General features: G+C 68.1%; 21 protein-coding genes and 1 tRNA gene. 10 read left to right on the top strand and 12 right to left on the bottom strand.

Going from position 1 to position 19,648, the window contains the following annotated elements; all coding sequences use genetic code 11:
• Positions 1 to 879, top strand: an 879-nt coding sequence (locus QH290_RS27795; protein ID WP_280386119.1) for a hypothetical protein, incomplete at its 5' end; no start/stop codon positions are given.
• Between the two features lie 625 nt (positions 880 to 1,504).
• Positions 1,505 to 1,990, top strand: coding sequence for a VOC family protein (locus QH290_RS27790; RefSeq protein ID WP_280386118.1), 486 nt, complete (start codon positions 1,505 to 1,507; stop codon positions 1,988 to 1,990).
• Positions 1,991 to 2,033: 43 nt separating this feature from the next.
• Here the strand turns inward: QH290_RS27790 and QH290_RS27785 are convergent, their stop codons facing one another.
• From QH290_RS27785 to QH290_RS27770, 4 genes are all read right to left on the bottom strand, one after another.
• Positions 2,034 to 2,903, bottom strand: a complete 870-nt coding sequence (locus QH290_RS27785) for an SDR family oxidoreductase (protein ID WP_280386116.1) — start codon at positions 2,901 to 2,903, stop codon at positions 2,034 to 2,036.
• Positions 2,904 to 2,952: 49 nt separating this feature from the next.
• Positions 2,953 to 3,564, bottom strand: coding sequence for a TetR/AcrR family transcriptional regulator (locus tag QH290_RS27780; protein WP_280386114.1), 612 nt, complete (start codon positions 3,562 to 3,564; stop codon positions 2,953 to 2,955).
• 69 nt (positions 3,565 to 3,633) lie between these two features.
• Positions 3,634 to 4,383, bottom strand: a complete 750-nt coding sequence (locus QH290_RS27775; RefSeq protein WP_280261458.1) for an SDR family NAD(P)-dependent oxidoreductase — start codon at positions 4,381 to 4,383, stop codon at positions 3,634 to 3,636.
• 126 nt (positions 4,384 to 4,509) lie between these two features.
• Entirely contained in the window at positions 4,510 to 7,230 is a 2,721-nt protein-coding gene (locus tag QH290_RS27770) for an ATP-binding protein (protein WP_280386113.1), read from the bottom strand.
• Between the two features lie 98 nt (positions 7,231 to 7,328).
• On the opposite strand from QH290_RS27770, the gene QH290_RS27765 reads away from it, so the two are divergent.
• Positions 7,329 to 7,757: a hypothetical protein gene (locus QH290_RS27765; protein WP_280261453.1), complete on the top strand. Its 429-nt coding sequence runs from the start codon at positions 7,329 to 7,331 to the stop codon at positions 7,755 to 7,757.
• Between the two features lie 30 nt (positions 7,758 to 7,787).
• Here QH290_RS27765 and QH290_RS27760 read toward each other — a convergent pair whose 3' ends face one another.
• The 5 genes from QH290_RS27760 to QH290_RS27740 form a co-directional block, all read right to left on the bottom strand.
• Positions 7,788 to 8,213, bottom strand: a complete 426-nt coding sequence (locus QH290_RS27760) for a PPOX class F420-dependent oxidoreductase (RefSeq protein WP_280261451.1) — start codon at positions 8,211 to 8,213, stop codon at positions 7,788 to 7,790.
• Positions 8,214 to 8,419: 206 nt separating this feature from the next.
• Positions 8,420 to 8,767 carry a YbaB/EbfC family nucleoid-associated protein gene (locus QH290_RS27755; protein ID WP_280386111.1) on the bottom strand — a complete coding sequence of 116 codons (348 nt, stop codon included), beginning with the start codon at positions 8,765 to 8,767 and terminating at the stop codon, positions 8,420 to 8,422.
• Positions 8,768 to 8,817: 50 nt separating this feature from the next.
• Positions 8,818 to 9,300 carry a hypothetical protein gene (locus QH290_RS27750; RefSeq protein WP_280386109.1) on the bottom strand — a complete coding sequence of 161 codons (483 nt, stop codon included), beginning with the start codon at positions 9,298 to 9,300 and terminating at the stop codon, positions 8,818 to 8,820.
• A 95-nt stretch (positions 9,301 to 9,395) separates the two neighbouring features.
• Entirely contained in the window at positions 9,396 to 9,878 is a 483-nt protein-coding gene (locus QH290_RS27745; protein WP_280386107.1) for an alpha/beta hydrolase, read from the bottom strand.
• Complete coding sequence (locus QH290_RS27740) at positions 9,821 to 10,261, bottom strand: alpha/beta hydrolase (protein ID WP_280386105.1); 441 nt, start codon at positions 10,259 to 10,261, stop codon at positions 9,821 to 9,823. The genes QH290_RS27745 and QH290_RS27740 overlap by 58 nt, the downstream gene beginning before the upstream one ends.
• A gap of 164 nt (positions 10,262 to 10,425) precedes the next feature.
• Here QH290_RS27740 and QH290_RS27735 point away from each other — a divergent pair.
• From QH290_RS27735 to QH290_RS27705, 7 genes are all read left to right on the top strand, one after another.
• Positions 10,426 to 10,499, top strand: a tRNA-Gly gene (locus tag QH290_RS27735).
• Positions 10,500 to 10,693: 194 nt separating this feature from the next.
• Positions 10,694 to 12,277: a serine/threonine-protein kinase gene (locus QH290_RS27730; RefSeq protein WP_280265376.1), complete on the top strand. Its 1,584-nt coding sequence runs from the start codon at positions 10,694 to 10,696 to the stop codon at positions 12,275 to 12,277.
• A 99-nt stretch (positions 12,278 to 12,376) separates the two neighbouring features.
• Positions 12,377 to 13,444 carry a hypothetical protein gene (locus QH290_RS27725; protein ID WP_280265377.1) on the top strand — a complete coding sequence of 356 codons (1,068 nt, stop codon included), beginning with the start codon at positions 12,377 to 12,379 and terminating at the stop codon, positions 13,442 to 13,444.
• Positions 13,445 to 13,579: 135 nt separating this feature from the next.
• Positions 13,580 to 14,392 (top strand): SAM-dependent methyltransferase, encoded by an 813-nt coding sequence (locus QH290_RS27720; RefSeq protein ID WP_280265378.1) that lies wholly within the window; start codon positions 13,580 to 13,582, stop codon positions 14,390 to 14,392.
• A gap of 103 nt (positions 14,393 to 14,495) precedes the next feature.
• Entirely contained in the window at positions 14,496 to 14,978 is a 483-nt protein-coding gene (locus QH290_RS27715; RefSeq protein WP_280386103.1) for an MTB12 C-terminal domain-containing protein, read from the top strand.
• A 15-nt stretch (positions 14,979 to 14,993) separates the two neighbouring features.
• Positions 14,994 to 15,731 (top strand): ABC transporter ATP-binding protein, encoded by a 738-nt coding sequence (locus QH290_RS27710; RefSeq protein ID WP_280386101.1) that lies wholly within the window; start codon positions 14,994 to 14,996, stop codon positions 15,729 to 15,731.
• Positions 15,728 to 16,567, top strand: a complete 840-nt coding sequence (locus QH290_RS27705; protein ID WP_280265381.1) for an ABC transporter permease — start codon at positions 15,728 to 15,730, stop codon at positions 16,565 to 16,567. The genes QH290_RS27710 and QH290_RS27705 overlap by 4 nt, the downstream gene beginning before the upstream one ends.
• 2 nt (positions 16,568 to 16,569) lie before the next feature.
• Here QH290_RS27705 and QH290_RS27700 read toward each other — a convergent pair whose 3' ends face one another.
• Genes QH290_RS27700 through QH290_RS27690 form a run of 3 tightly spaced genes read right to left on the bottom strand, consistent with a single transcriptional unit; the run spans position 16,570 to position 19,135 of the window.
• The gene (locus tag QH290_RS27700) at positions 16,570 to 17,901 is read right to left on the bottom strand and encodes a cytochrome P450 (RefSeq protein ID WP_280386099.1); all 1,332 of its coding nucleotides are present in this window, start codon (positions 17,899 to 17,901) and stop codon (positions 16,570 to 16,572) included.
• A gap of 43 nt (positions 17,902 to 17,944) precedes the next feature.
• The gene (locus tag QH290_RS27695; RefSeq protein WP_280386097.1) at positions 17,945 to 18,841 is read right to left on the bottom strand and encodes a helix-turn-helix domain-containing protein; all 897 of its coding nucleotides are present in this window, start codon (positions 18,839 to 18,841) and stop codon (positions 17,945 to 17,947) included.
• A 60-nt stretch (positions 18,842 to 18,901) separates the two neighbouring features.
• Complete coding sequence (locus QH290_RS27690; protein ID WP_280265384.1) at positions 18,902 to 19,135, bottom strand: DUF397 domain-containing protein; 234 nt, start codon at positions 19,133 to 19,135, stop codon at positions 18,902 to 18,904.
• Between the last annotated feature and the right edge of the window lie 513 nt (positions 19,136 to 19,648).

The following is a 19,648-nucleotide window of genomic DNA, read 5'->3' as shown; positions in this document are numbered from 1 at the left end:
CATCCCCCCACCCCCCCCCCCCGGGGGGAGCCGGTCACGCCGCCGCCGCGCCCCGCGGGCCCCACCACCCCCCCCCCCGGGGGGGCGCCGCGCGGCGCCGACAACCTCATCGCCCCGCGTCCCGGCTCGGTGCAGCCCGGCGTCACCACCCCGCCCCCGGCGCGTCCCGCCCCGCCGAAGGCGGATTACGTTGTCCCCCCGAACTTCCGCCCGATCCCCAAGGACAGCGCGCCGGGCAAGTCGGCCCCGGGCATCAACTGGCAGAACCTCCACGCGCCCCGGCCGGTGGAGCCGGTCGCCCCCATCGCCCCGCCCCCGCGCACCGTCCGCTTCGGTGACTTCACCGCCCCCGCCCCCAACGAACTGCCCGACGACATCCTCTACGGCATGAACACCACGGTCGCCCAGGCCGAGGCCAATATGGCCACCGGGCTGAAATCCGTTGGTATCGGCGGAACCCGGTCCGACAAGGTAGCCGCGGGGACCATGGCGGGTGCGGCAGCAGGTGCGGCTGCGGCCGGTATTCCGGCGGCCGTGGTCGGTGCCGTGCCGGGCGCGGCGGTCGGTGCAGTCGCCGGTGGGCTTATCGGCGCAGGCGCGGGCCTGGTAGCGGGCTTGCCCGCAGTGCCGGTCGGTGGCCTCGGCCTCCTCGCCAGTCCTGCCGGAGCTGCGACCGGCGCGGCGGTCGGCGCAGTCGTCGGCGGCGCGATCGGCGCTGCGGCCCTTGGCATCCCGGCCGCCATCGCGGGCGGCGTGGTCGGCGGCGCGATCGGCGGCGCGTTCGGCGCGGGCGTCGACAGCGCACCCATCAACGAGGCCCCGGCCCCGGGCCCGGATGGCGCCACAGCGGCCGATGCCGAGGCCGAAGCAGCAGCCTGACCTTTTCGACTCTCGATACGGGATGTCGAGAGCCGCCGGATTGTGGCACCTACTAAGGCGACACGAAATTGCTTGCAGGTCAAGGACTTGCGACGTATGTGTGTCCTTTCAGCTTCCTGCGAAGGGGAACTATGTTTCGTCGTGCTCTCGCGGCTATAGGAATTGTCGGCACTGTGGTCGGCGGAGGCATAGCTGCCGCCAGCACGGCGGCTGCTGAACCCCTACCGCGGTTCGATTTTCGTCGTGACGTAGTTGCCGTCGGAGATCACGCAATGTGCCGAGGTACGATCAGCGCCGACTACTCGTACGATCGTGCGAAGCCGGGCATAACGACCGTGACACTCACGTCTCCCGGATTCATCGGTGATGGTCCGGATTGGGCCAACAACCCTGTATGCCACGTAACCGTCAAGGTCATGTCAGGTGTATTGACGGGGCCGTTCCAGGATGTCGACCTATATCTCGGTATGGGGCCGCAAGAGCCGGTCAACGTCGACATACCGACGGATACGGTCTCAGCAAGATCGGCGTCGCGCCGTATACCTTGGCCGGTATCGATGCAAGCGGTGACACGTTCATGCCGTGGTGGTGATTTCCGGCTGTACTGGTGCGGCGGGTGGAGCTGATGAGCACGGAACCGGTCGCCAACCCGTGCTCTTCCGGGTCGCCGCCGAGTTCTGAGCCCGGGTCGAGGCGGGGGCGAACTACACTCGGGTATCTGCTCGGTATCAATCACCTGACGCTGTCCACCACCGACCTCGACCGGCTCGTGGCGTACTACACCGAATTGCTCGGCGCGACACTCTCTTTCGAGCGCGCGGCGACTGCCACCGATCCGAGGATCGCCGTGATCGATGTCGGCGGGGCGGATCACCTGATGATCGTCGAGACCCGCACGGCCGCGGTCGGCGATCTCGATCCGTTGGGCCGCGCGGGCTGGGGGCTGCGAGTGGGAACGTACGCGCAGCTGAGCGAGGTTCGTGAACGAATCCTGGGCGCCGGGTGGCCGGTCGGGGAGATCGAGACGCTGCCCACCCAGTGGACGATGACCGCTCGCGACCCCGACGGCCGTCCCGTCGACATCCGGGCCCATCGCCCCCGCCCCGCGTAGTGCCGCCCGGATAGTCGCGTGACAATCCCGGTGGCACAACCGATTACACCGACGCCCGCAGGTCGGCGACGATCGTGTCCATGCGGTCGGTGGCCTGCGCCGCCCAATGCGGGTGGGTGGTGACGTAGAGGCGATCGGCCTCGACGGCCGCGAGGATGATCTCCGCGGCACGCTCGGCGGGCATGGCCTCGTGCGCCAATTGCCGGACGGCGCCGAGGCCGGGGGCGAACCGCTCCCACTGCTCGGGCGTGAGGGTGCCGAACCACCCCTCGCTGGGCTGCGGCGGCAGCGAATCCCCGTCGCCGAGCCAGGATTGGTCGCCGTCGGTGATGCCGCGCAGCATCTGCGTGTCGACCGGTCCCGGACAGACCACGGTCACGCCGATCCCGGGCGACAGCACACCCAGCTCGCCGTGCAGTGCCTCCGTCAGCGACACCACGGCGTGTTTGCTCGCGGTGTACGGGCCGTTGAACAGGCCCGTGGTCACCCCCGCCATCGATGACGTGTTGACGATGTGGCCCCGCCCCGCCGCGACGAGATGCGGGACGAACGCGCGCATGCCGTTGACCACGCCCTGCACATTGACCGACCAGACCCGTTGCCAGTCTTCGGGTTCCACCAGCCAGATCGGCCCGCCCACACCGATACCGGCATTGTTGAACACCAGGTCGACCCGGCCGTAGGACTCCAGGGTGGTGTCGGCCAGCCGCTGCACCTGCGCCGGGTCGGCGACATCGGTCGGTACCGCCATCGCCGAGGACCCGATCTCGTCGGCGCCCTTCGCCACCGCTTCGCCGTCGATATCGGCGAGGACCACTCGTATTCCGCGGGCGCACAACGCCTGTGCCACCGCTCGACCGATCCCGTTGGCGGCACCGGTCACCACCGCGACCTGCCCGGCCTCCAATTTCATGGCGTTTCCTTCCGTCGATCCACTGGGGTCTGCCGAATCGCTCGGCGGTTCACGAGCTTTCGGGACGAGTCGCGCGGTCGAACAGCGTCACCAATTGGGCCGCATAGTGTTCCACGTCGCCCGAGGGGTCCTCGGCGTAGCGAATGGCGATGGTATCGATGGCGGCGCGTATCGCCACGGCCATGACGTGCGGGTCGAACTCGCCGAACGCACCGGCGCCGCGGCCCGCCCGCAGCGCGTCCTCGAGCGGGGGCACGGGCGATCCGACATCGGCGAGGAACGACTCTCCGAGGGCGGCCCGCGCGGTGCTGTTGAGTTCGATCAGGGCGCGCAGCACGGCGGTCCGCTCCCGCATGAACTCCATATTCGCGGTGATGTAGGCCGCCAGCTGCGCCCGGTGACCGCGCGCGGCGAGGATGCGCGGCTCGATGAACTCCGTGGCCGCATCCTTCGCCGCCAGCGCGACCGCCCGCATCAGCTCCTCCTTGCCGCTGAAGTGGTAGGAGATCAGCCGCGTGCTGCTGAGCCCGGCGTGCTTCGCGATCTTCGCGAACGAGGTGTGCGCGTACCCGGATTCGGCCAGGACCTCGATCGTCGCGGCCACGATCTGCCGGCGCCGCCCCGCGGCGGCCGGTGACATCGCTTCGTCGATTACTCGCACAAGTAAGAAATTACTCGAACAAGTAACACGCCGCAAGGTGACCGGAACTCGCGTTCCGGCCATCGACGGTCAGTCGCCGACCGCGCCGCAGGAGATGTTGACCTGCGTGGAGGTCAGCGTGCGCCCGCGTTCGGAGGCGACGAAGGCCGCGACGTGACCGACGTCGGTCAGCGATGCGGCGCGGCCCAGCAGCGTGGCGTCGATGATGCTCTGCCGCGCCTGCTCGGTTTCCGGAATGTCGGGGAAGCCCTCCGGGATGCCGCCGGTCAGCAGCGACACCACTCGCACGCCGTGCGGGCCGAGTTCGCACGCCCACTGGCGGCGCAGCGCCTCCACCGTGTCGAAGCCGACCTGGACATTGCCGAGACCGGGCATCTTGTTCGTCGGATCGGACCCGCCGAAGAACAGGATGGCACCGGACTTCTGCGCGATCATGTGCCGCGCGGCGGTCTTGGTGGTGATCAGCTGAGACGTCACGAGCTGCGACATCGCGGCGGCGAAGTCGGCCACCGAGATATCGATGAGCGGTTGGAAGATCGCCGTCTGGGAGATCACGTTGACCGAAATATCGAGGCTGCCGGTCTTTTCGACCACCGCGTCGGCATGGTCGGCGACCGCCGCGGCGTCGAACACATCGACGACGGCCGTTTCCGCGCGCCCGCCCTCGGCGCGGATCTTGTCCGCGACCGCGTCGAGTGTGGCGGCGGTGCGCCCGACCAGGAAACAGTTCGCCCCCTCGGCCGCGAACCCGGTGGCCATGGCGGATCCGATCGACCCACCGGCGCCGTAGATCACGGCGGTCCTGTCCTCGAGCAACATGGTCCTTCTCCTCTCGGTTTGCCCTGCGGGAGTGACGCTATTGCGCCGGTATCGGCGGCCGCATCGGTCGCATGACCGGCGTCCCGCGGCGTCGCGGGACGCCGGATAGGTCATCCGGTCGGCGGGTCACAGCTCGAGCTGCGCCAGCTCGATCCGCCGCGTGACGCCGAGTTTCGGATACGCCTTGTACAGGTGGTGCCCCACGGTGCGCGGGCTGAGGAACAGCCGCGCGCCGATCTCCTTGTTGCTGTGCCCCGCCGCCGCCAGCCGCACCACCTGAATCTCCTGCGGCGTCAGGAGTTTCAGCGGATCGTTGCGCTGTGCGACCGGGTGCTCGCCGAGGGCGGCCAGTTCGACGCGGGCGCGGTCGGCCCATGCCCGGGCGCCGAGCCGGTCGAAAGCGTCTGTCGCCTCGGTCAATTGGCCGCGCGCGTCGGAGCGGCGCCGTCGGCGGCGCAGCCATTCACCGAACGCCAGCTGGGTCCGCGCCCGGTCGTAGGGACCGCCGTGCTTGTCGTGCAGGCGTACCGCGGCGAGGTAATGCTCCTCCGCCGCAGCACTACCGGCCGCCAGCAATGCCTGGCAGCGGTGGAACAGCGCTGTTCCCAAGGGGCTTCGGACGTGACGTGCCCAATGCTCGAATGCGGGAAGATAGGTGCGTGCGCGTTCGGGCCGTCCGCCGCGGACGGCGGCCTCCACGTGGTCGGGGACGGCCCGGATCAGGAAATCGTGCGCGGCGGGCCCGGCGCACACCCCGTCGAGAAGGTCGAGCGCGGCCTCGAACCGTCCGGCGGCGAGGTCGGCGATCGCGATCCCCCAGCGGGCGAGGGCATGGTTGGTCGGATGCCGCTCGGCCAGATGCCGCTCGACCTCCGCGGCGAGGGCTCGCGCCCTGCCTTCGTCACCCGAAACCCCGGCCAGCCACACCTCGATCGCCCGCAGCACCGCGACCTCGGTAGGCAACTCCAGCTCGGTGCCGAGCGAAATGCCTTCCGCCACCGACATTTCGGCCTGCAGGAACTGACCGCTGAGCAGCTGCGCCAGCGCCACGAACTCCAGCGAGTACGGAATCCACAGCACGGCTCCGGTGCCGCGGGCCTGATCGAGCAGCTCGTCCATGACCGCGGCCGTACCGGCGTCGTCGGCCAGCATCAGGCCGCTGAACGCCGCCGCGATCTTGTGCAGGTTGTCGACGGTCTCGCCGTGCGCCTCGCGGATCTGCACCGCCATGGCATCGACCGCCGCTTCGGGACGCCCGGACAGGAAGTCTGTCCAGGCGATCTGTGCTTCCACGTGTGGTCGCAGCGGCGAATCGGGCGGTAGCCGAAGGGATTTCAGGTGGTCGGCGGCGCGCTCGAGCAGATCGTGCCGCCCCGCGTCGCGGCCGCAGCATGCCGCCTCGGTCAGGATCGACACCGCGCGCTCGGGATCGTCGTGCACGACCAGCTCCGCCGCGGCCAGGGCCAGTTCGGCGTCGGCGGCGGGCGAGCCGCGCTCGTATTCGACCTGGGCCCTGATATGTGTTGCGTCGGCGACGATTCCGCTGTCGCCGGTGAGCGCCGCGGCCTCCCCGGCGAGGCGGGTCGCGCGGTCGGACCGTCCCGCGTCGTAGGCGGCGCGCGCGGCCATGAGCAGGCGGCGAGCCCGCTGCTCCGGGTCGACGCTCAGCCGCCCGGCGCGGTCGTAGGCCGCCGACACCGCCATCGCCCCGCCGCGATGCTGCGCGCGCCGCGCGGTGTTCTCCAGCTCCTCGGCCACCGCGTCATCGGGGCCGGTCGTGGCGGCGGCGAGATGCCAGGCGCGCCGGTCCGCGTCCGCCGTCAGCACCCGGGCGAAGGTGGCGTGCACGGCGATTCGCTCACGATGTGTCGCCTGCTGGTAGGCGGCCGCGCGGATCAGTGGGTGCCGGAACGTCAGACGGTCGGTGGACATCGTGAGGAGGTCGGCGCGTTCGGCGGGTTCGAGATCGGCTGCGGTGAGCCCGAACTCGGCGCCGACCCGCAGCATCGTATCGACGGCGGCCCCGTTGTCGGCGGCCGCGACGAGCAGCAGTGTGCGTGTGGCCGTGGGCAATTCGGCGATCTGGGCCCGGAAGCCGTCCTGCACCCGCCGCGCCACGGGCAGCGGGCCGACCTCGTACACGGGGTCGGTGTGCCCGGCGCGTTCGGCCGCTCGCCGCGCACTGCCCAGTTCGATGAGCGCCAGCGGATTTCCGGCGGATTCGGCCAGCACCCGCTCGCGCCCGGGTACGGTGAGGCCGGGGGCGTGCTCGTCGAGTACCTCGGCGGCGATATCCCTCGGTAATCCGGTCAGCCGCATCGTGTCGAGACCGGGGGTCGCGAACGGTATCGCCGTCTCCCGCACGGCCAGGACCACGGCGACGGCGTCGGCGTGGAAGCGCCGCGTCGCGAACAGCAACGCGTCGGAGGAACTGCGGTCGAGCCACTGCGCATCGTCGACCAGGACCAGCGTCGGCGTCTCGGCCGCCAGTTCGGCGAGCAGCGTGAGCGTGGCCGCGCCGACCAGAAACCGGTTCGCCTCGGGCGCCTCGATCTGCCCGAACGCCGCCCGCAGCGCCGCCGCCTGCGGCCCCGGCAAGCTGTCCAGGCGGTCCAGATACGGATACAGCAGCAGGTGCAGGGCGCCGAAGGCCAGCTCGGCCTCGGATTCCACGCCTACCCCGCGCACCACCCGCATGCCCGCCGCGGCGCCGGCGGCGTACTCCACCAGCGCGGACTTCCCGATCCCCGCCTCGCCCCGCAGCACCAGCGAGCGGCTGTTCCCGGCCGCCGCCGCGGCCAGCAGCCTGTCGATCTCGTCCCGCTCGCCGTGACGCCCTGACAACACGGTCGCCAGCCTAATGCCGGTTTCGGCAACCGGTGCCGGTTCGATGCCCCAGTATGTATCGGCTGGTCAGGGTGTTGCTTCGGTCGGATGATGAAGGAATGCAATCCTTGACCGAACGCGTGCGCGACGCGGTGGATCGCTCGGTCGCCAGGGGAGAGGGCACGGCCGTGCTCGATACCGGATCGGGCGTCGTCCAGTGGCTCGCGTCCGCCGATGGCGTGTTCCACATCGAGGTCGTCGATCCCGCCCGGCACCGCCACCGGACGCTGTGGCAGCGACTACGCCGGCACCCCGAGCCCGATATCCCGGACTTCGACGAGCGTCATCTCGCCGCCCTCGCCGGTCTCGGCTTCACCAAGGCCCGCCAGGACGAAAACGGCCACACCCCTTACGAACTGCGCCCCTACGTTCTCCGCGCCGACGACGCGGGCCTGGACCGCGACCACGTGGTGCATGTGGTCGTCACCGTGCTGCACGACATCCTGGAGGTGCGGGACGGCTCGGCATTGTCGATCGAAATCTTCTGAGCGCCATAACGTTCCACATCATTGGCGAGGTCAGCGGATCTTCTCGCCGTACACGCGGTCGATGGTCATCGTCATCAGCACCCTGCGGTCGGAGACCATCACCGCCCTGTACTCGTCCCAATCCGGGTGCTCCCCGGCGGCGGCGCGATAGTAGTCCACCAGCGCCTCGACCTCGGCCCCGTGCGGGTCGGTACCCGGACCGGTCAGCGTCACCGTGCCCTCGGCGGTAGCCCAGGACCAGCCGTCGGCCGCCGTCACCTCCAGCGCCGCCCGCGGATCCCGCCGCAAATTCACGGTCTTGGCCCGCCCCTCGGTCATCGACACATAGATGACATCGGATTCCCGCTCATAGAACGGCGTAACAGGCGAAAGCTGCGGCATCCCATTCGCCTTGATAGTGGCAAGCACACCGATCCGACTCTCCACCAACAACGAACGCGGGTCGAACAAGGTCATACCCCCAACCTACCGCCCCCACCCCCAACCGCAGGCCACCACACCTTTCACTACCAGCCCAGATAGTTTTAAGTCATCGGATCGTGAATGCGACTGCGCGGCAATAGCTTCAGTCGCACGCAGCTGAATCGGGAGTAAATCCGAACCCTCCGCGCGGCGGGCCGATCAATCGATCGGCCTCTTAGCCCATCCGGGACCCGGCCTGGTCAGCCTTCGAGCCAACCCCGCCGATTGCGTTCGGCGTAGTACTCGTCGTCCTCTTCCTCGAAGTCGCGTTGCCGCTCGACCCGTTCGGCTTCCTCCCGTGCCGAGTTGGCCTCCGCGAAGGTCGACACAGCCTCGAATCGAGGGTCTGCGCGCAGTTCCCGCAGGGCGTCGTCCACCTTCGGCTGCTTGTCGGCCAGAGCCGCCTGGTATGCCTCGAGGATGGTGCCTTCTTCGTCGACGGTGACCGACAGCAAACGATTGTCGGCGTCGACGGTTACCCGGATGCCTCGGACGGTGCCGATGCCGCGGGTCTGTTCCAAGGCATGCTGAGCGCGTTGCACTTTCATGCCTAGTTCTTCGGAATCGTTGTGCCGGGGGAACATTGGATTCCTGCCGCCTACGGGTGTTGGATCGACTTCGGCAGCGGCTGACCGCCGGTGTTCTCGTGGGGGAAGCATGGCGAGGAGATGGTGATCGCCAGATCGCCCTTGCCGTTGTCCACAACGTTGATCGCGAAATCGTCGTGCGTGCGCGCCCGCCCGTAGGTCTGCGGGGCGGCGGTGTCATCGATGACGGTCTGCCATCCGAACTTCTTCCAGACATCGAGGACCGTCTGGAAGTACTGCCTGGTCTGCCCGTCCGGGACACCGACGACCCAGTAGTCGGCACCGACATTGAGCGGAGGGTTCGGAACGGTGTCGTCGTCGATGCACGGGACGGTGTGGGCGTCGCCGAAGATCGCGTGCGAGTACCGCGGGTGCTGCCAAGACAGCGACACCTGGGCAGGCAGTTCCCGGAGTGTGTCGGTCAGGTACTGGAGTATCCGTTCACGTCCCTTGGCTTCGGAGAATGTCGGATCGACTCGAGCACTGGAAGTCATGGTGGATTCCTTTGCGGGTTGATCGCTGCTGCCACAGGCAGCCAGGGCTACGGCTACAAGTGCTGCGATGGGCGACGCAAGCCAGGGTTTTCGGCTCATTTACCGGTCCCTTCACCGTTGATGATGTTGCCCATCGTGGCAAGCCCCGGATTGCCCTTGTCCCAGTAACCCCCGTGGGCATCGGAAGTCCACCCCAACTGGTACCACGGTCCTCTCGCGCCATCGGAGTGGAAGGTGGTGCCGAAGTCGTTGGACACCGGTTGCGGGCCGTGAATGATGTTGGGGGTCAGCCGGATCGGGTCGTACTGAGCAGTGGTCGAATAGATGTGGTTGCGGTTGTCGTCGGGTTGGATGCCGGTGAAGCTCAGCTTCTCGGGGCTGTCGACGCCGATCCCGGGGCTACCCACCAGAATGACGTTGTCGGCGTCGAGGGTGTGGCCGTTGCTCGCGGCATGGCCGATGACCGTGGTGCCGTAGCTGTGCCCGACGACCGTGTCGGTGGCGCGGGGACCTTCGTGGGTCACGCGCAAGCCATCCTGGAAGCTGTCGAGGGGTCCGGCGGCGTTGTCCGCGTACACCGCTTTCGGGGCCTCCCGGTGACCGACTGCGGTGCGTCGTAGCCGTACCAGGTGACGACGGATGTCGCCTTCGACGGGTCCGCCAGCTCGGCGGAACGGCGCATCGCTTCGGCGCGGCTCGTCCCGGCGTCGATCTCGCTGATTTTCGCCCCGGTCCCGGGGACGTATGTGACGACGTTCTGGACGGTATCCGGGTTGCGGAGCGCGATCGCGGCGTGCCCCTCGGTGTCGAGGGTCGACAGCAAGCGTGGGACCCCGTCCTTGGCGCCGAGTTGCCCGGCCACTGCGTCGTATCCGGCCGCCTGGGTTTTGAGGGTGTCGATATGGTTCTGCCACCACTGCTGGTGTCGATCTCGGTGAGCCAGTCCAGGCCCTCGATCCATGCTGGAGGGACCCCGCGTGGTCGCGGCGTTCCCGAGCCGTCAGCTGTAAACATGGAGTAGATATGGACCTGGCCCCTCCAGGGCCTTGCCCCACCCCCGGAACCAGCGGACTTGTGTACCATCACCCCTGGTCTGCTAGGGTATCGCAGGCGCCTAGCGCATCAGCCGGTGTAGTTTAGTGGTAGAACATCAGCTTCCCAAGCTGAGAGTGCGGGTTCGATTCCCGTCACCGGCTCCACGTAAAACCAAGTCTGACCAGTGGTTGGTCGGAATTCTATGCCTCTCGACGGGGTGGTGCTGTGCCCAATGCGCCTGGTCGCGTGTGTGGCTGGGTCGTCGACGACGTCGGATCGTCAGGCTGAGGTGGCAGGTGGGTTTCGGCATTCTCGCTATGCTGTCGTGGTTCATTTCCGCTGCAGTACGAGGTAGGTCGTGGTTCATCCCGAAATCGGCACGATGTTCGCGGACTATGTCATCGACGGCGTCCTCGGGCAGGGCGGCATGGGGACGGTCTACCTGGCCCGGCATCCACGGCTGCCGCGGTCGGTCGCGCTGAAGGTGTTGAACCGCGCGGTGTCCGACGATGCGGAGTTGCGCAAGCGGTTCGAGCGGGAGGCGGGTGTCGTTGCGCGACTGGAACATCCGAATATCGTCGGCATCTACGACCGCGGCACGCACGACGGCTGCCTGTGGGTCGCCATGCAGTACATCCAGGGCGGCGACACCGGGCGGCTCGATTCCCGGCAGCTGCGCGGGGACCGGGCGGCGCGGATCATCGCCGACACCGCATCCGCGCTGGATTACGCCCACGCGCACGGTGTGCTGCACCGCGACATCAAACCGGCCAACATCCTGCTGGCCGCCGCCGACGCCGGTCGCGCGGAACGCGCCGTCCTCACCGATTTCGGCATCGCCCGCATCGATGCGGCCACCAAGATCACCGCTACCGGAATGTTCACCGCGACACTGGCATTCGCCGCACCCGAACAGCTCTCCGGTGAGACGCTGGACCATCGGGCGGATCAGTATTCGCTGGCGTGCACCCTGTTCTCGCTGCTGGCCGGTCGGCCACCGTTCCCCGCCGACAATCCGGGACAGGTTGTGGCGCAACATCTCTCCGCGCCGGTGCCACCGCTGAGCCCGCTGCGTCCGGATCTGCCCGTCGGCCTGGACGCGGTGCTCGCGCGCGGCATGGCCAAGGATCGCGAGCAGCGCTTCGGCAGCTGCGGCGAATTCGCGGCGGCGGTGTGGGCCGCGCTGTCCGGGCGGCCCGCCGCACCGCCGCCGTCGTCGGAAACCGTTGTGTATCCGGATGGTTCGGTGCCCGCGTATCCGAACCGGATGCCGGGACCGGCCTACCCGGCGGGACCCGGGATGTCACCCCGGCTCACCCCGATGCGACCGGTACGGCGAGGTAGGCGCGGGGCTTTCGCGGCGGCCGCGATCGCGGCCGTCCTGATAGCCGGAGCCGGTGTGGCGCTCGCGATGCGCGGCTCGGAGACGAACTCGACCGCCGGCGGCCCGGGGACCGGCGGTCAGACCGCTCCGGGAACCGTTGCCAAGCAGCATCCGGGAGGCTGGAGCGACAGCGAACAGGTGATCATCCAGGCCTTTCCCAAGGTGTTCGTCGATCCGGCGAGCCGCACCGATTGGCGCGGCGCGGGCTGCGCGGGCATCCCGACCGGCCAGGGACCCGAGAAGAGCGGCATCACTTGCACCGCAGCCGATTTCACGCTCTCGATCTACGACCTCGGCGACGCCGCCGCGGCCGTCGACTACCTCGGTTCGCGCCCGCCCGGCGTGAACTGGAACGAGGGCAAGATCACCCGTCGCGGATTCACCTCGTTCCTGCCCTACCGGTGCAGCCCCGACAGCGATTTCGCCAGCCCCGGTCCCAAATACTTCTGGGGCGGCTTCAGCCTGGAACCGAAGTTCGGACGCTACGTGGTCCTCATCGAGATGGACGCCGACTCCCGCGATCAGCTGATCGACGTGTGGGGTGACGTCCCGCTGTGAGCGTCGCCGGGTCACTCCGGAGATCTTGCCGCCTCCCGGCATCCGCGGACGGCCTTGTGCGACACTGTCGCCGTGCAGCCGAAGCGTAGGGTTCACTTCGTGGGCAGCCTGCCCGCGCAGCTGGACAGCCCGGAGAAGGCAATGGCATTCGCCGTCGACACCGCCGGTGAATACCTCGACGGTGTGGTTCCCGGTGGTGAGGCCGATCCCTATCGCGCCCAGTGGTACATCAGACCCATCATCGATCGGCTCGACGAGATCCCGGCGCTGGAACCCGTGCGCCGCGGTGATTGGTCGACGCTGCGCTCCCGCAACACCTTTCGGCTCCGGGCGGGCCGATCGCTGGGCGAGGGCGATATCGACGCCGCGCTCGGTTATGCGGCGGAGACCGGGCGTGCGCTCGAGGCGCTGGCCGACCTGCGCCGCACCGATCCCGGACTGCGCCTGCAGGTCGGCATACCGACGCCGTTCGTCATCGGTTTCATCGCCTTCGAGGCCCGCATGCTCATGTTGCGCCGCCGCTCTGTCGGCCGTGGTGACCGAGCCTTCCCCTATTACCGCCCGATCGTCGACGCCACCGTCCGGGAGATCGTCCGAATCCATGAGACGTTGCGGGACAACGTCGTATTCCAACTCGAACTGGCCGCGGAGACGCTCCTCTGCGCGCGGCTGCCCGGCGCCCTGCGGCAGGGCGCGGCCACCGCGGCCGGTCGGGCGGTCGCACGCCTCGTCGCACGGGCGCCCCATGACGCCCGTTTCGGAGTGCACCTGTGCTACGGGAGCCTCGACGACAAGCCGGTCGTGGCGCCGAGATCGACGGCCGCGGTCGTCACGCTGGCCAACGCGATAGCGCGATACTGGCCTGCGGGCAGACATCTCGATTTCGTCCACCTGCCCATCGGCGACGGCAAGCAGGCGCCGGTGCGGCCGCGGTACTACGCGCCCTTGGCTCGCCTGGAATTGCCTGCCACGACACGTCTTATCGCCGGACTCGCCCTTCCGGCGCAGCCACTCGAGCAGGCACGCCGGGGGTTGGCGGCGGCGGAGTCGGCCTACGGCGGCCCGGTGGATGTCGCGGCCCCGTGTGGCCTGGGCCGATACGAGACCGTCGACCGGGCGCGTTCCGCGGTGGCGCACGCGGTGGCCCTGGCCGAGACCGATCTGTGAAGCGGGCAGGAACAGGCTGGATCATGTTGTGCCGGAGCGGGGTTGGTGCGGGTAGCGCGTACTCCACCACATCCGCGTGGCGACAGATCGCCCGAGAGCGCACAACCGAGGCCGCGATCGGCTACGGTTACACGCGTGGTCGAAGGTAATGAAGGGCCCGCGCCGGAGAGCGACCGGACGCCGCACCCGTTCGACACCGATGAGCTGAGTTCCGCCCGGGTGTACGACTACCTGCTGGGCGGAAAGGACAATTACGACGTCGACCGAGACATGGCGCGTCAAATGCTGTCCAGCGCACCCGAAATCAAGACGCTGGCCTGGTTCACCCGCAGCTTCATGCGCAAAGCGGTCGAGATGGCCGCCGATGCCGGGATCCGTCAGTTCATCGATCTCGGTTCGGGCATCCCGACCTCGCCCAACGTGCACGAGATCGCCCGGGAGATCGAGCCGTCGGCGCGGGTGGTGTATGTCGACTACGACCAGGTCGTCTACGCCCATTGCAACGCGCTGCTGGCCGGATCACCCGGTATCGCAGCCCTGCTGGGCGACGTTCGCCGTCCCCACGACATCATCGATCAGCTGAAGAACCACACGCTGATCGACTTCAACGAGCCGGTAGCCATCACGCTCGTCAGCGTGCTGCACTACGTGATGGACGAGGAAAGCCCCGCCGAGATCATCGCCGCCTTCCGCGACGAGATGGCGCCGGGCAGCTACATGACCATCACGCACGGCTCCAGCGATTCCGACCCGGAGATACTCCAGGTGCTCACCGCTACCAAAGGTACGTCGGCTCAGGTCTGTTTCCGGTCCGCACCGCAGACCGAGGCGTACCTTGCCGGTTTCGAGCTGCTCGAACCCGGCGTGGTGCCGGTGCAGCAGTGGCTGCGCCCCGACCTGCCGGACACCCGGATGGTCATGCTCGGTGGCATCGGCCGCAAACCCTGAGAATTCGGGAGGACAGGAGTAGTCTCGAACGCGCCAATTTGTTGCCCGCCTGCACATTCGAGCGTGCATCAGGTGCTGTCCCAGTCGATCAGAGGATGACGAAATGAAGACCCTCAGGTTTGTCGCTGGTGTCGTATCCACGATGGCAACGGTCGCCGCGGTGACGACCGGCGCCTCGGTTGTCAATGCCCCTGTCGCCTCCGCCGCCCCCGGCGAATTCCTCATCACCAAGGATGTCCCCACCGTCGAGGATCTCGACGCCCAGGTCGCGTTCCTGATCGAAACGCCCGCCTCCGACGAGGCCAAGGCGGCCAATATGGAGGGCGGTATGAGGGCGGTCATCGTGGCACGCACCCTCTACAACACCGGCCTGTACCGGGCTCCGCGTGGGTCGAACGAGATCACCGGCCCCGAAACCCACGACGGCAACGTGCATACCGCCATGCTGCGCAGCAAGACGGCCGGGCAACCGGATCTGGTTGCGCGCGTGGTCTGGAAGCGCATCGACGGTGTCTGGAAGCTGTCCAACAGCTCCGTCTGCGAGGGCGTCAAGGCCGTGGGGTTGGCGATGGGCTGCGATTTCTGATCGACTGCCGAAACTGTGATCGAAATCCGTGACCTCACCCTGAGCTACCCGGGCGTGACCGTCCTCGAGGTCCCCGAACTGACCGTGGCCGATGGGGCACTCACCTACCTCATCGGCCTCAATGGCACCGGTAAAACGACGCTGCTGCGGTGTATCTGCGGCGTCATCGCGCCTGCCGTCGGCACCGTCCGGGTCGACGGCACCCCGGTCCGCGCTCATCACGCCACACCGGCAACGCTCGGAATGCACCTCAACTACCGCGCCTTCGATCCGCGCCACACCGCACGCCGGCACCTACGCTGGATCGCCCGCGCCCGTGGGCTCCCCACCGGCCGGGTCGGCGATGTTCTCGAGATGGTCGACCTCGCCCGGGTCGCCGATCGCCGGCTGGGACACTATTCGCTCGGCATGCTCCAACGCGTCGGCATCGCCGCCGCATTGCTCTCCGAGCCGCGGACCCTGCTGCTCGACGAGCCCCTCAACGGCCTCGACATCGCGGGCATTCGCTGGATACGCGACCTACTTCGCCAGCTCGCCGATGCCGGGACCTGCGTCCTGGTGGCCACGCACCTGCTCGATGAGGTCGAACGCAACGCCGACCACATCGTCATCCTCGGCGACCGGCGCATCCTGGCCGACCGGCCGTTCGCCCACATCATGGAAACCCTGGGCCCCGGCGAGACCCGCCTCGAGGATGCCTATCTGCGAATCGCGGGCCCGCCAGCGCCTCTCACGACCGGCGTGGCCTCATGAGCCGTCCCGGTCCGGCCACCCTGATCCGCCGTGGCATCGCCGCCGAATGGACGCGCACCACCGGGCGCAGCTTCCTGTGGACCGTCGCGGTCCCTCTCACCTTCGCGCTGCCGCTGATCGTCACCTTCGGAATCGCCGCTGTCGCAGAACGACTCGCGGACCTCCCGGGTCAGAGTTACGTGGCCACGGTCTCCACCACCAACTCCGTGTACTGGGTGATCACCCTGTCCGTGTCGGTCATGATGGTCACCACCGCGTACGCCCACGCGACCCAATGGCGCGGTCAGACAAGCGATCTCAATGCCTTCCTGTTTCCCCGCGCCTGGACGGTGGCGCTGGCGCGGTGGATCTACTACGGCCTCGTCACGGCGATATCGACGGTCGTCCTGCTCATCGTCGTCTTGGTCACGCTGCCACATCAGTTCCCCCAGATCTATGGGGCCGTGGACATTACGGACTCCGCCGGTGTCCGGTTCCTCTGGACCGTTCCGTGTTACGCGTTCGCGGCGTGCGGCGTGGGTGTCGCGGTCGGGTCGCTGATTCGCAGTCCGTCCGCCGCCGTCGCCGTCCTGCTGTTCTGGGTCCATGTGGCAGAGAACTCCATGAATCTGCTGCCCAAGGGGTACACGCTGCAGTCCTACGCCCCGTTCCTCAACGCGGTCGCCGCGACCGGCCAGGAGGTCGCCTTCCTTCCTCGCTTCGGCCGCAACGGATCTCTGGTCTACTTCGTCCTCGTCGCCGTGGCGCTGTTCGTCATCACGGCCGTCCTCCCCGCCCTGATTCGCCGGATATCCGGATATCGCAGAGCGGCGCTCGCCAAATCGGGCGCGGCCTGAGCCTATCCGGCGACCGGACGAACCTCGAGCGGGAGCTTTGCGAGCCCTGGGATCGGACCCATCGCGCGCGGGAGCTTCTTGGTTGCCACCGGCCGGAACTCCCACCTCGACAGCAGCACGGGGAGCGCCGTCTGCAATGCCATCCAGGCGTAATTGTTGCCGAGACACATCTGCTTGCCCATGCTGAACGGTACGAAGCTCCGGCATTTCGATCCGGAGCCCGAGGTCGACCAACGATCGGGGTCGAAGGTGTCCGGGTCGGCGAAAATGCGCGGGTTCCGGTGGATGGCGGCAAGGCTGTAGCCGATATCGGTGCCCGCGGGAAATGTGTAACCGTCGAGTTCGACCGCGGTGACGGTGCGCCTGGTCTGCAGTAGTGGCGAATGGAGCCGCGTGACCTCGTTCAGGAACCGGTTCAGGTAGTCGAGCCGGTCGAGGCTTGCGGGGCTGAATTCTCCCGCGGCGGAGATCTCCCGCTGCAGTTTCGAAGCCACCTCCGGACGCTGCGACAACTCGTACAGGGCCCAGGTCAGCGTGGCGGTCACGGTGTCGATCCCGCCGAAGAGTACTGTCACGGCCTGCTCTGCCAGGAACGTGTCGCTACGGTCTGCCGCGTCCGGCGAATTCAGCAGGTTGTCGATCAGGTCGTTGCGGCGCTCACCGCTGGCCCGGCGTGCGACGAGCAGGTCGCGGCAGTAGTCGCGCAGTCGCGTTCCCGCCGACAGGAATTTGCGATTCACCGGCAGGGGCAGGTTCGCCAGCCGCTTCGGCAGCACACTGCCCACGATGGCGCCCCCGCCGATATCGTCGATCAGCCCCGAGATGAGTTGCAGCTCTTCGGTTTCGGGCTCGTGGGAGAACAGGGACCCGAGCAGAGTGGCGATCACGAATCCCAGCAGTTCGGAACGGACCTCGACGATCTCGCCCGGCCGCCACGAACTCGCCAACGCCTCCGCATTGCGGTGTATGACCTGCGCGTAGCTCTCCAACTCCGGCCGATGGAAGGCCGGTTGCAGCAGACGGCGAAGATCCCTGTGCTGCTGGCCATCCGCGACGATCAGCGATTCCCCGAATATGAGCCGGATGCGTTCGAACAGGAGCCCTCGCTCGTAGGCGTCGGAGTCCTCGACCAACACCCGGTGGAGCAGTTCGAAATCGGTGATGACATAGACGGCGAGACTGCCGATGTCGACACGGGCTATCTTCCCGGCGCCGGACAGATCCACCATGAACCGAACCGGATCACGCCACATACTCACGGCGTGTCCGACAATGGGCAGACGGCCGGGCCCGCGCGGGACGTCAGCAATGCCCACAGTATCCAGCCCCTTCATTCAACCGGTCCGAACTCCATGACTTCACAGGATTCGGCATGCGTCAGGTGAGTGAGTCTAGGAGTTTGCGGAGGATCGTGGGGGTGTGCTCGGGAGGTCGGGCGTAGCCCGCGCAGAGGACGTCCATCAGCTTCCGATAGCGCTGCAGATCGGCATGCTTGTCGAGATACAGTGCGCCCGTGAGTTGTTCGAGGTAGACGACGTCGGGCAGTTCTTCCTCGGGGAAGCGCAGCATGCTGAAGGAGCCGCCCTCGGCCGGGGTGGGCCCGGCGGATTCCGGGAGCACCTGCATGATGATGTTGGGCCGCTCGGCCAGGTCGAGCAGATGCCGGAGTTGGTCGCGGGCCACCCGGGGGTCGGGTGGCTGTCGGCGCAGCACGTGCTCGTCGATGACCGCCCACACGGTGGGCGGGGCCGGTGTGCGGGTGAGTATGCCCTGGCGCCGCATTCGCATATCGACCAGGCGCTGGGCGTCGTTGCGGGAGTCGAGGCCGAAGATGTACCGGGCGTAGTCGGCGGTCTGGAAAAGGCCCGGGATGTAGTGGGTTTCGTAGATGCGGATGCCGAGCGCGGCCTGCTCGAGACCGACGTAGGTCTCGAACCAGGAGGGCAGCAGGTCGCTGTAGCGGTGCCACCAGCCCGGCCGGTTGGCCTGACGGGCCAGCGCCAGGAAACCCTCGCGCTCGTCGGCGTCGTTCACCCCGTACAGCGTGAGCAGGTCGCTCATGTCGCGTTCTTTGAAACCGGTCTGCCCCAACTCGAGTCGGGTGATCTTGGTTTCGGACGCGCGCAAAGCCTCGCCCGCGGCCTGGCGGCTGATCTCGCGCTCCTCGCGCAGCTTGCGGAGCTGGCCGCCGAGTGCGATCCGCAGCACGGTCGGGCCGCGGTCGATCGAGGCTTGGGCCGCCGCGCTGTCGTCGTGATCGGCCCTGGCTGTCATCGAGTCGACTCCCGTGTAGTAAGAAGCTGTAGCTTCTCGCGGATGCACCGCCGCATTACTTTACAGCATGAGGCTGTCGAAGCGGCCGTCCTTGATGTCACGCACCAAGGCGGCGAACTCCGCGGGCGTGCAGGTGAGCACGGAACCCCCGGGGTCTCGGGAGTTGCGCACTCCGATGCGGTCGCCGGAAAACCGGGCCAGTTCAACGCAGTTGCCGTGTGGACCGCTGTACGAGCTTTTCCGCCAAGCGATTTCGGTCGGCTCTAACGGGGGCTCGGCGCTGGGATTGGACATGACACTCTCTCAGTTCCTTCGATCAACGAGACTCGCAGTCCCACTGTACATGCAGACGCACGTGCAGTTGCACGTCTATTCGCAGATGCTGGTGCACCTGCCGTTGCATCTGCGCGCAGAGTTTGGAACACTGTCATCAGCCGGAAACGCCTGGTGCGGGCGTGCAGCATGGGCAGCCGAATGCTGTTCTGCGACAGGAGGACGGGATGAGGATCCGTGTTGCGCAGCCGACGGCGTCGCCGCGCGCACGGTGTGCGGCCTACCCGGCTCCCTGGATCGGCGTGAGGGAGCTCGAGACGTGCCCCGGGGGGGGGGGGGGGGAGACCCCCCCCCCGGGCCCCCAGCCCCCAGGGGGGGCGCGAGAATGGGGATGTGGAGGGGGGGGGCCCCGCCCCGGCCCGGGGCCGGTTGCCCCGCGGGGGGCAGGCGCCCCCCCGGCGCGTGGGGCGGTATTTGGCGCAGCCCGGCGGGGCCGCCGCGGGGGGGCACCCCGCGGGCCCGGGCCCCCCGCCC

Origin of the sequence: Nocardia wallacei, from assembly GCF_029869545.1 — a bacterium.
In the GTDB taxonomy this organism is placed as follows: domain Bacteria; phylum Actinomycetota; class Actinomycetes; order Mycobacteriales; family Mycobacteriaceae; genus Nocardia; species Nocardia wallacei_A.
This window is presented reverse-complemented; position numbering and strand designations above follow the sequence as displayed.